At 52.9% G+C, this 11,901-nt stretch carries 7 protein-coding genes; 2 read left to right on the top strand and 5 right to left on the bottom strand.

The genetic code is table 11. From position 1 onward, the window contains the following. Nucleotides 1-235: 235 nt before the first annotated feature. Nucleotides 236-2,860: an ATP-binding protein gene (locus OB13_RS04730; RefSeq protein WP_461488995.1), complete on the top strand. Its 2,625-nt coding sequence runs from the start codon at nt 236-238 to the stop codon at nt 2,858-2,860. Here the strand turns inward: OB13_RS04730 and OB13_RS04725 are convergent. The 3 genes from OB13_RS04725 to OB13_RS04715 all read right to left on the bottom strand — a co-directional run bounded on the left by OB13_RS04725 (nt 2,857) and on the right by OB13_RS04715 (nt 6,011). Next, a complete protein-coding gene (locus tag OB13_RS04725; RefSeq protein WP_461488994.1) occupies nt 2,857-4,233 on the bottom strand; it encodes a sigma-54-dependent transcriptional regulator in 1,377 nt (458 codons plus the stop codon). The genes OB13_RS04730 and OB13_RS04725 overlap by 4 nt on opposite strands. Nucleotides 4,234-4,472: 239 nt before the next feature. Beyond that, nucleotides 4,473-5,030: a hypothetical protein gene (locus tag OB13_RS04720; protein WP_461488993.1), complete on the bottom strand. Its 558-nt coding sequence runs from the start codon at nt 5,028-5,030 to the stop codon at nt 4,473-4,475. A gap of 333 nt (nt 5,031-5,363) precedes the next feature. Further along, on the bottom strand, nt 5,364-6,011 hold the full coding sequence (locus OB13_RS04715) for a hypothetical protein (RefSeq protein ID WP_461488992.1): 648 nt from the start codon (nt 6,009-6,011) through the stop codon (nt 5,364-5,366). A gap of 273 nt (nt 6,012-6,284) precedes the next feature. On the opposite strand from OB13_RS04715, the gene polA reads away from it, so the two are divergent. After that, nucleotides 6,285-9,134, top strand: a complete 2,850-nt coding sequence (gene polA, locus OB13_RS04710; protein WP_461488991.1) for a DNA polymerase I — start codon at nt 6,285-6,287, stop codon at nt 9,132-9,134. Between the two features lie 193 nt (nt 9,135-9,327). On the opposite strand, the gene OB13_RS04705 is transcribed toward polA, so the two are convergent. Continuing rightward, a complete protein-coding gene (locus OB13_RS04705; protein WP_461488990.1) occupies nt 9,328-10,755 on the bottom strand; it encodes an SGNH/GDSL hydrolase family protein in 1,428 nt (475 codons plus the stop codon). A gap of 19 nt (nt 10,756-10,774) precedes the next feature. Next, on the bottom strand, nt 10,775-11,901 hold a 1,127-nt coding region (locus tag OB13_RS04700), incomplete at its 5' end, for an OmpP1/FadL family transporter (protein WP_461488989.1).

The raw sequence follows: 11,901 nt of genomic DNA, 5'->3' as shown, positions 1-11,901 counted from the left end.
ACACTCGCAGGAGCTGCGCACACTGCGAGGCCCTGTGACCTGCTATACCTATACCTGAAAGCATCTCCTGCAGCTACTTATTTTAGCAGCCAACACAGGCTGATAAGTCTAGCTGGCTATCCCTTCTCCTATACCTGTTGTTACAGAAAGTATATCATTCTCATCTGTTTCACGTTAAGGGAGAAGTAATACCTGATTTTTTCTCCTCCAAAATTCGGGAGGCAGCCTGTAAAACATGATAATTACCAAAGAAAACACCAAAGCAAAAGTTGTTATCGGGTTTACGCTGGCGCTTTCTGTCGTCGCCATTGCTATCTACCTGACCTACAACAGCTTTACGCAGTTACTGACTTCTGTTACCGTACTCTCGCAGCCGAACACCAAGCTGGCCAAGCTACAGCATACGCTGGCCGACATGGCGACTGCCGAAAGCTCTATCCGGGCCTATACCCTCACAACAGAAGACCGCCACTTCAAGAATTACCTCGAAAATCTGGGAACGATCAACAGCCAGATCGACACCTTGCGCACCCTCATGCAGGACAATCCTACGGAGCTGGCACAAATCGATTCTATTTCTAACCTGCTGCTGGCCAAGAAGAAAAGCATGGAGCAGCACGTGGCGCTGAAAAAGCAGCGCCGTAGCCGAAACGACTACTCCGACAAGGCGCTCCGTCAGATCACCTCATCCGCCTCGGCCCAGCCCACAACCACCACCATCAACCAGCGCACTACTACTACTATCTCCGATCGGCTGGCTTTCAATGAGGACGCTGAGGCGCCAAAGGAGGACGAACAAGCACAGGAAAGCAAAAAAGGTCTTTTCAGCAGGATATTTTCAAAACGCTCCGGCAGCAAAACGAATACCCAGGATCCTCCGCAGCCCGTCCTCCTTCCCCAAATTAATGTGAAGCAGGAGTACACGACCGATACCAGCCAGGTCGCTTCTACCCAGATGGCACCGATTGCCCGGGTGCGGAATATACTGCATAATGTGCAGCGGGAGGTACAGAAGCAGGAGGAGGCGCTGATCGCCAAAGAAATGGTGCTCCTGCAGCAGGACAAGCAGATCATGGACCAGATCCGGGGCATGATCTATGACCTGGAGAAGCGCGAGCTGCAGCAGGCCAGGCGAAGCTCCGCGCAAGCGCAGGAAGTAGCCCGCAAGACCTCGCTCATTCTGCTGCTGGTAGGCGTTTTTGGCCTGGCAAGCGGCATCGCCTTTATTTTTATCATCCTGCGCGACCTGACCCGCAGCAGCAGGTACAAGGCAGAACTGAAGCGCTCCCGCAAAGAAGCCATCCAGCTGGCCCGGGCAAAAGAGTCTTTCGTGGCCAACATGAGCCATGAGATCCGGACGCCGCTCAACGTGGTGCTGGGTTTTTCCGAGCAGTTGGGTCATACCGCGTTGCAGGCGCAACAACAGGAACACCTGCAGGCGATCCGCAGTGCCGGGGAGCACCTGCTCCACATCGTCAATGACGTACTCGATCTCTCCAAACTGGAAGCCGGCAAACTGCACCTGCACGTGGCTCCCTTCGAGCTGCGACAGCTCCTGGCCGAAGTCGAGCAGGCTTTTCAGCTGAAGGCTTCCACCAAGGGGATAGGTTTCAGCTGTACGCTGGATCCGCAGCTGCAGGGTCATCTGCTCGGCGATTCACTGCGCCTGAAGCAGGTGCTGTTCAACCTCGTGGACAATGCCATCAAGTTCACCCACGACGGCCAAGTGCATGTAGCATGCCGCCTGAAGACACAGCGACGCAACAGGGCAGTAGTCCTCCTCGAAGTATCGGATACAGGTATAGGTATACCCATGGAGCAGACGGCCCACGTCTTCGGGGAGTTTAACCAGGCAGATGACTCCATTATCCGAAAGTATGGCGGCACCGGGCTGGGTTTGTCGATCAGCAAGAAGCTGGTAGAAATGCAGGAAGGTTCGTTGACGCTTCGCAGCACGCCTAACCAGGGCACCACCTTTACTATCGTACTGCCGCTGCAGCGGGTTGCTCCAACTACTTTAGGGGATGAGCTGCTTCCTCAGCCACAGCAGCCGGAAGCGACGGATGTACTGGCCGGAAAATCCGTGCTGGTGATCGATGACGATGCGTATAGCCGTACGCTGTGTCAGCTGATCCTGACACGATGGGAGATGCATGTACAGTTGGCCAATGACGGACAGGAGGCGCTGCAGGCCATCCAGAGAAAACAATTTGACCTGGTGCTGACCGACATACAGCTGCCGGGCATGAGCGGGAAAGCGGTGGCCCGCGCCATTCGCAAAGAAAATGCAACCGTGCCTATACTTGCCCTAACGGCCAACATCATGAGCAGCAACAGGCGCTTCTTTGCCAAGACCGGCATCTCAGATTACCTCCTCAAACCATTTACGGAGCAGGACCTGCACCGGAAGTTAAGCAAAGCGCTCGCCCATACGGCCACTGCCCCTGCCATGCCAGCGCTGGCCTTCCACGAGACAGTAACGGCGACAGAGCAGCTCTATACCCTGGAAGAGATCCGGACTTTTGCAGGAGACGATACGGAAGCGTTGCTGGCGATACTGGAGGTGCTCGTGGCAGACCATCGCCAGAGCCTCATACAGCTGCAGGAAGCAGTAGCAACGCAAAACTGGCCAGCGGCAGGTGAGCTGGCGCACAAGATGAAAACGGCATTCCGGCACCTGCAGGCGTATACCGTATTGCCGGCGCTCGACACGCTGGAGCAGCTCCTGCACCAGCAACAGCCAACAGTAGAGCACATACCTGCCCTGGCAGGCCAGCTCCGGGAGGACGCCGATCAGGTACTCACAGCGCTCGAAGCAGAACTGGAAGAGATGCGCGTGCAGGAAGCGGCTATCGCCTAAGCATCTATGTTGTACTGGCGCATTTTGTTATAGAGCGTTTTCCGGTCTATGTTCAGCAGGCGCGCCGCTTTTGACTTGTTATACTTCACCCGTTCCAGCATATCCAGGATCAGCTCTTTTTCGCTCCGTTCCGTGGCACTGCGCAGGTCGGTGACAGGTGCCACCCGGGTGGCATCTGGCTGGGCGACGATGGTGGTGGGTTCAGGTATATGATAGGCGATTTCAGGGGGCAGGTCCTCTAAGGTTATCTCAGCGCCTTTGGCCAGCAGCACCGCCCGCTTCACGACATTCTTCAGCTCCCGCAGGTTGCCGGGCCAGCTATACCTCTCCAGCGCCACCGTAACAGCGGCGTCAAAGTCATGGACGTGCCGCTCCAGTTCGTGGTTGGCAACTTCCAGAAAAAACTCCGCGAAAATCAGGATATCGGCATGCCGCTCCCGGAGAGGCGCAATGTTGATCTTGAACTCATTGAGCCGGTGATAGAGGTCTTCCCGGAATTCGCCACGGCTCACGGCCTGCACCAGGTCCTCGTTGGTAGCCGCGATGATGCGCACGTCCACGTCCAGATCCGTGTTGCTGCCGATCTTTTTTACTTTGCGCTCCTGTATGGCCCGCAGCAGCTTCACCTGTATCTCGTACGAGAGGTTACCGATCTCATCCAGAAAGAGGGTGCCGCCATTGGCTGCTTCAAACTGCCCTTCTTTATCCGCCATGGCGCCTGTAAAGGATCCTTTTACGTGGCCGAAGAGTTCGCTGCCGGCCAGTTCTTTGGACAAGGCCCCGCAGTCAATGGCTACAAAAGGTTTGTTATGGCGCTTGCTGCTCTGGTGTATCTTGCGGGCGACATACTCCTTGCCTGTCCCGCTTTCCCCTTCTATGATCACCGACATGCTGGTGGGCGCGATCAGGGCAATGTATTCCTCCAGCTGCAGCGATTGCGGACTGGCCCCTTTCACAAAGGAAAAGCTGCTTCGCATCGGTATCGTGGATTCGCTCACTTCCCCGCTCCGGGTGTTCCGGCTCAATGCTTTCTTGATGGTGAGCAGGGTCTCATCCGGGTTGATGGGTTTGGCCAGGTACTCGAACGCGCCCATCTTGATGGCCTTCACGGCTGTCCGGATATCCGCGTAATGGGTCATGAGTATGACGGGCACTTCGGTCGTCAGCACCCGGATCTGCTCCAGCAGCTCCAGCCCGTTCTTATCGGGGAGCCTGAAGTCGGTCAGCACCAGTTCGAACGGCTCTGCTTTCAGTAGTTTGAGGCCTTCGTTGGCCGTATAGGCAGTTTTTACCTCGTAGTGCTGGCGCTTCAGAAAAGTGCTTAGCATCAGGCAAAAAGTAGGGTCGTCGTCGATCAGGAGAATCTTTGGCATAATTATAAGCAATATACGCAGCTTCGGGTCAGGTCCGAAAATTTTAGCTCCCAAACCCGCCAGAACTGCTTTACCACTGCCTGTTTACTGAACCTTTCATTTTAGGTTTAACGCAGCGGCACTTGATCAACGGATAAAGCTGATTCACAGTGCTATGGTATAGGTATAAAAAAGAAAAGCCTCCGCAATGCGGAGGCTCCCTTCTACGATATCAGGTTAATAATATCGGACCTTTTGGCTTATTTTTGTTCTCTTATAATGTTACCTTGTTCATCGATGCGCACTTTGGCATCTTGCTGCTGCTCATTGGTAAAGAAGATTTCATATACTGTTTTGGTAGCCTGACTTGGAGCACTGGCCTGCGCAGCCTGAGCCTGTGAGTTCTGGGCTGCCTGCTCTGCCTGGTTGGCTGTACCCTGTGCATTGGCACCGGCCGCATTCGCATTAGGAGTGATACGGAACACCTCCGTTACCTTCCAGGCACTGAATGCCTGTGCCGTGAGCGCCTGCTTGACAGCATCCGGAAGTTCTTCCTGCGTAATGGCTTCACGCTTTTCGTTCTGGCCCTGAGCTCCTGTTTGAGCTTGAGTCTGGGTTGCAGTTTGTGTTTGCGTCTCCGTTTGAGTCTGCTCGGCACCTATCTGAGTGGCAGTCTCTGCCTGGGTTTCGGTCTGTACTTCGGTTTGCTCTGTTGCCTGCTTCTTCTTAGACTTTTTCTTGTCTGATTGAGCCTGCGCATCTACTGAAGTAAATGCAAAAAACGCTATAGCAGCTGCCAGGTATGTTATTTTTTTCATAGTTTTATTTTGTAGCTAAATGTCTTTATTCTGTTGCTACTGCTACTAGGCAAAACCATGCCACAGAATCAATATATTCTATATAATTGACAGACAAATACTTATAAAAAAACCTGAAATACGCAAAGTGTGGAATGGCAAAAGCAGTGTAGAGCAAATTCCACACATTGGGGAGTTATTGCTACAGCAGGTATAAGATGTATTCGATCTGAAGTCCCCAACTGGCAGGAGGAGGGAGAGCAGTCCTACTGCTTTTAAATAAAAAACCACCTGCCGGGAGCCTGTCGCAAACAGTGCATCCTGGCAGGTGGGTTCGCTATACCTGTAGGTTCGTTACTGGGCTCCTACCATCAGGGCCAGTACAAGCAGCGACCCGAAGCCAATGCCAAAGCCCGCTGCGGCCTTTCCTACTTTACGCCGGTTGGCCTGCTTCTGAAATGCCTGGCGGTATACCGGTTCCTGCATCAGCTGCACATTCGGGTTGAAGGTAGCGTCAATGTTAGGCGGCACTGCAGCCGTTACGACGCCTACTACCAGACCTGCAGGCGGAAACAGGAACGTAGCGCCTGCTGTGCCCCAAAGTGGTCCCTGGCCTTTGTAGTAGATCAGGGCATCCTGTCGCCCTTTGTACACCATTTCGGCATCACTGTAGGTACTGCTTTTGGCAATGCCTGCTCTGCCTGTCGCAGCAGTGGCATACTCATCGGTTCCGGCGTTCACTGCCGGCAGCTGGCTCAGTTGTTTTTGTCCCGGATCGGTCGCCAATTGCAGCTGTGCCACATCCTGCCTCAGCACATAATACAAAGGACCTTTGGCATCGCTCAACATGCGGTAATGAATGGTGTCGGTATCTACCCGGACCACTTTCCCGGTCACTTCCTCTCCACTCTTTTTGATAATAATGTCCTGCCCGTACGCCACAGCATGCCCCATCAAAAGAGCCAGGCACATTACCACTCCTTTTGCTAAAAAATTACTCATAAACGGTGTGCTAAAAATTGATTAAGTTGTTTTCTAAACTGGTTGCTAACTTACTAAAGATTAGGCTATATAAAAATAGTCCTATATAAAATTTATGCAAGAAAATCTGCTTATCCTTCGCAGCAGGTATAGCGCCGATAATTGGGTTGCTGCTAGGCAAGAAACCAAGTTCAGGCAGCGCCGTCTTTACAGGTAACCTGAGCCGGTCAGACATTATCCGGCTGCAGCGTGAACATATTTGCACATGAAGCCGACAGCTTCTACCTTTATAACATGAGCGAACCAAGAAAGAAACTTTTCCTGCTGGATGCACTGGCACTGATCTACCGGGCACACTTTGCCTTCAGCAAAAACCCGCGCATCAACTCCAAAGGCATGAACACCGGAGCTGCGCTGGGCTTCACCAACACGCTGGTAGAAGTGCTCCAGAAAGAGAAGCCCACCCATATCGGGGTAGCCTTCGACTCGGCTGCTAAGACCTTCCGCCACGACAACTTCGCCGCGTATAAGGCCAACCGCCAGGCCATGCCGGAAGATATCTCACTGGCTATACCTTACTGCAAAAAAATTGTAGAGGCCTTCAACATACCCGTACTCATTCTGGATGGCTTCGAGGCCGATGATATCATCGGTACGCTGGCCTGCAAAGCCGAAAAGGACGGCTTTGATGTGTACATGATGACGCCGGACAAAGACTACTGCCAGCTAGTGAACGAGCACATCTTCCTCTACAAGCCAGCCTTCCTGGGCAATGCCGTGGAGGTATGGGATGTACAACGAGTATTGGAAAAGTTCGAAATCGAGCGTGTAGAGCAGGTGATCGATATCCTGGGCCTGCAGGGCGACGCCGTAGACAACATACCAGGTATACCGGGCATCGGTGAGAAAACCGCCAAAACGCTGATCCAGAAATTCGGCTCTGTCGAGAACCTGATCGCCAATGCAGACCAGCTGAAAGGCAAGCAAAAGGAGAATATAATTAACTTCGCCGATCAGGGCATGATGTCCAAGGAGCTGGCTACCATACACCGCGATGTGCCCCTGCCCTTCAGCCCGGAAGCTTTGCACTACGACGGACCGAACGAGGAGCAACTGGCCGAGTTGTTTGCTGAGCTGGAGTTCAGGCAGCTGTTGCAGCGCGTGCTGGGCCAGACGATGGCCGATGCGCCGGCAGCAAGACCGGTAGCGCGTAAAGCCAGAGCCGCCAACCAGCAGCAGACGTCTCTTTTTGACACAGCGGCAGCAACCGAAGAAACCGCTGTTGTTTCGGAAGGCGACGCATACGTGCTGCAACATCCGATGCAGACGCTGAACACCACGCGGCAGGACTACCACATGATCAATACGCCGGCACTGCGCCAGAGCCTGATCCGGTACCTGCAGAAGCAGCAGGAGTTCTCCTTTGATACTGAGACCAGCAGCATCGATCCGATCACAGCCAGCCTGGTGGGTATGTCGTTCAGCTACCTGCCCGGTGAAGCCTATTATGTGCCGGTGCCACCGAACGACCCGGAAGAAGCCCGACGAATAGCGGCAGAATTCAAGGATGTGCTGGAAAACCCCAGCATTGCCAAGATCGGACAGAACATCAAGTATGACATCCTGGTGATGAAGAACTACGGCATCGAAATAAACGGACCGATCTTTGACACCATGCTGGCACACTACCTCTTGGAGCCCGAAATGCGCCACAACATGGATGTGCTCGCCGAAACCTACCTCCATTACAGCCCGGTCCCGATTACCGATCTGATCGGCCCGAAAGGAAAGAACCAGCTCAGCATGGCCGACCTCAAGCCGGAAGAGGTAAAGGACTACGCCTGCGAGGACGCGGACATTACGCTGCGCCTGAAGCTCTATTTTGAGCCACTGCTGCAGGAGCAGGGCCTGATGAAGCTCTTCAACGAAGTGGAGAACCCGCTCGTGCAGGTGCTGGCAGGTATAGAGAAAGAAGGTATATCCATTGATGCCAATGCACTGGCCGACTTCTCTACCCAGCTGGAGCAGGATATCAAAGGGATTGAGATCCGCATATTTGAACTGGCCGGAACAGAATTCAACATCGGTTCGCCGAAGCAACTGGGCGAAATTCTGTTCGACCGGCTCGAGCTGCACGGCAAATCCAAGATCAAGAAAACGAAAACAGGGCAGTATGCGACCGGGGAGGAGATCCTCTCCAAATTGTCGGGTGAGCATGAGATCGTGCGCCTGATCCTGGACCACCGGGAACTCTCCAAGCTGAAATCAACTTACGTAGATGCTTTGCCACAGCTGGTGTGCGAGCTCGACGGGCGGGTGCATACTTCCTTTAACCAGGCTGTGACCGCTACAGGCCGCCTGAGCTCCACCAACCCCAACCTGCAGAACATCCCGATCCGGACGGAGCGGGGCCGTGAGATCCGGAAGGCCTTTGTGCCCCGCAACAGCAAACACCTGATCATATCGGCCGACTATTCCCAGATCGAGCTGCGTATTATGGCTGACTTTAGCGGCGACCCTACCATGAAGGAAGCTTTCCGCAACGGGATCGACATCCATGCCTCTACTGCCAGCAAAGTATTCCATGTGCCGCTGGACCAGGTGAGTAGCGAAATGCGCCGCAAAGCCAAGACGATCAACTTCGGCATCATCTACGGTATCTCTGCCTTTGGTCTGTCGGAGCGCCTGGCTATACCTCGCCGCGAAGCCGCTGACATCATCGAAGCTTATTTTGAGGAGTTTCCGGCCGTGAAGGAGTACATGGACCTTACCATAGAGAAAGCCCGGGAGCAGGAGTATGTCGAGACGCTGCTCAACCGCCGCCGCTACCTGCGCGACATCAATTCCCGCAACGCTACCATCCGGGGCTTTGCCGAGCGCAACGCCATCAATGCGCCTATACAGGGCACAGCCGCCGACATTATCAAGATCGCGATGATCAACATACACGACTACCTGCGCCACGAGAAACTGGACACCCGCATGATCCTGCAGGTGCATGACGAATTGCTCTTCGATGTGCCCAAGGAGGAGGTAGAGATCGTGACACCGAAGATCGTGGAACTGATGACCCATGCCCTGCCTCTGAGCGTGCCGATGGAGATCGGCCTGGGGGTTGGCAAAAACTGGCTGGAGGCGCATTAAGGTATAGCAGGGGCTGCTTTCAGAAAACCTATACCTAGCTGCGGACATAAACAGCAGGCAAGGAGCGGCAACGTATACCTTCGCCTATACCTGCTTGTCGAAACTTCCGTAACCGAACTGCTCTACAACAGCACAAAATAAAAAGGGGCCTTTCTTGCGAGAGGCCCCTTTTTGTTGCTATACCTTCTGTTCCTTATTTCGGAAACAGCACAGTATCATATTGTGTAACGTCCACCTGTGGTACATTCGCAGTATACTTCGAATTGATCACCTTGATCATTTCGTTCGCCAGAATTGCGTAGCCGCGTGGTGTTGGATGAACACCATCCAGTGAGAACAGGTTACCGGTGATATAAGCAGGCGAGTAGCTTACGTTATTCGCTGCAAAGCCACCAAGGATTGACTTAAAGTATGCGTTCGCATCAAACAGGGCGAGACCTCTGGCCTCAGCCTGCGCTTTGATGATGGCATTATACGCATCTGTGGCTGTCTTTACATTGGTTTGTTCTGTAGCATCCAGTAGCAAAGCACTTGGCAATGGGTTGCCGGCTGAAAGGCCAAACATAGCCGTAGTGTCAATTGCATAATTTGCCAGAAGACCGGCTAAAGTAAGCCTTACGACTACCCGATCCTGGCTTGGGCTTGCCTGTTTAGCCAGGTCTCTCCAGTATTTTCCTGTCGGCTGACCCACCAATGGAATATAGGCAGCAGCAGTCAGCGGGAAATATACCCCTTTATCCGCTACGTTGATCTGGGCTGCTGCAAATTGAGTACGGTCTCTACCGGTTCCTGTTAGCGCTACCATACCAGGTATATTATTCGCTGCGAGCACCTGTTTAACAGAGGGGCCTACGGTTGTAAAAAAGGGTATAGTCGTAACATCAGGCACCGTAACCAATATGCCTTTTTGATTAGCAGGTTGTAATGCATTGAGTAAGGCTGTGAAATTCCTGTCAAAATCACCAACCGGGGTAATTGCACGGTCTGTAAACGCACCACCAGAAGTCGCATATCCCAAGATATCGTTTTCAGCCATCCATGCGCTGAAAAAGGTATGCTTCGCTGCATCCGCCTGTGCCTGTACATACTGCACATAGGTTTGTCCGGGGTTATCAGTCAGGCGCTCAAAAAACGGGTTGCCTTGCGTACTGCCATAGCCGACAGTTTGCACATCTGATGTTTTTATACCTGGGATAGCCAGATTCCTAACGTTTCCTGTGAATTTCGTGTAGAGCGGAGCACCTTTGTCGTTGAGCCCTCGCACCGCCAGCTTATCTGTAACCGGGGCTGTAATGGGTGAACCTTGTGGAGTAAAACCGGCCAACCTCAAATAACCAGATCCGTTTGACTGCTCTTCAGTAAACAAAGGCTGTGTGAACTCGCCACCACCTACAAGATCAAACTGTTGCGCCAGTATGCCTGGGATTGAGGCAAGCTGGCCCTTACGGCTTAAGCCACCATCAGCGTAGCCGGCGCTCAGGGAGTTACCTACCGCAATGTAAGAGGTAAAATCTGCCTGCCCTGCACTTGAAGAAGGAGTATCGATCTCAGCTTCGCAGCTCGTCAGTAGCACACCTGCCAGAAGAGCAAGCGTACTGGATTTATAGAAAAACTTTTTCATATTCTTTTAAAGAGAAAAATTAGAATGTAAAGTTCAGACCGATACCAGGGATATAAGCAACAGACTTGTATGTGCCAGCGATGCCATTTGAAAGGTTAGCGGCGTCTGTTCTTTCTTTCTTGTTGATGTACAGGAAAGAAGCATCGAGACTGATGTTGTCGGAGACAGTATAACCTATACCGGCAGAAAGACCGCGGGAATCCGCATCAGGCGTTTCAGGTGTCAGGTAACCATCCTGTACAGGCGTTTTGTCCAGGTAAGCACCACCACGCAGGGCCAATGCGTCCGTCACTTTATACTCTGCACCAAGGCGATAAATGAAGGCGTTGTCATAATTTCGGCCGCTTTCAGATACAAGTCCTTCAGGCGCCGGGCGTCCGACAGGCTTGCTGAAATCAAAGCGAAGGCTTTTGTAAGCATCCCATCCAACGTAGCTCACATCGGCTGCCAACAGAAGCTTTTCGCTGGCCTGGAAGCCTAAGCCCAATGAAAGGGTTGACGGCATTGGCAGCTCGGCATTGAACAAAGTACCTTCCGGGAAACTGGCACTGGCCGCTGCCGGGATATTGCTGAACATAACCTCTCCATTCTCAACCTTCAGGTCAACCTGTGAGCGATAGTTCAGACCAACCGAAAACTTCTCAGTTGCCTGGAAGAATATACCTGCGTTGAAGCCCCAGGCGGATTCTGCACTGCCATCAAGCTCAATAGAACCTTCGGTACCATCCTGATTTTGTACAGGCACAGCACGCTGCAGGTTCACACTGCCCACTACATAGGTCAGGCCTGCGCCTATACCTAGTTTATCGGTTATAGCATAGCTCACTGTCGGCTGTATGTAGATAGCCTGGAGTTGCAATTGGCTGAGGCCGTAACGACCGCTCCACTGATTACCCCACTCCACAGTGCTACCAAATGGCGTATACACACCCAAACCAGCCTTCAGCTTTTCAGTGATGCCATACACGGCGTATACCTGAAAAGGAGTTCCTGTCGGGTTATCAGTTTTGGCTGTTACATCATAAGATTCCGGCGCACTGTAGGCAATTTTAGACATAATGCCGCTGCCTCCCACCGTTATACCACCTCTGTCGAAGGTTTGATAACTCATCGCACCGGGGTTGAAGAAGATACTGGATGTGCCCG

It is taken from the genome of Pontibacter sp. HJ8 (assembly GCF_054824225.1).
The sequence above is the reverse complement of the archived record's forward strand: the minus strand, read 5'-3'. Positions and strand labels throughout refer to the sequence as shown.

Coding starts and splice junctions, on each gene's coding strand:
- OB13_RS04730 (WP_461488995.1), top strand. CDS start 236: ATGATAATTACCAAAGAAAACACCAAAGCAAAAGTTGTTATCGGGTTT.
- OB13_RS04725 (WP_461488994.1), bottom strand. CDS start 4,233: ATGCCAAAGATTCTCCTGATCGACGACGACCCTACTTTTTGCCTGATG.
- OB13_RS04720 (WP_461488993.1), bottom strand. CDS start 5,030: ATGAAAAAAATAACATACCTGGCAGCTGCTATAGCGTTTTTTGCATTT.
- OB13_RS04715 (WP_461488992.1), bottom strand. CDS start 6,011: ATGAGTAATTTTTTAGCAAAAGGAGTGGTAATGTGCCTGGCTCTTTTG.
- polA (WP_461488991.1), top strand. CDS start 6,285: ATGAGCGAACCAAGAAAGAAACTTTTCCTGCTGGATGCACTGGCACTG.
- OB13_RS04705 (WP_461488990.1), bottom strand. CDS start 10,755: ATGAAAAAGTTTTTCTATAAATCCAGTACGCTTGCTCTTCTGGCAGGT.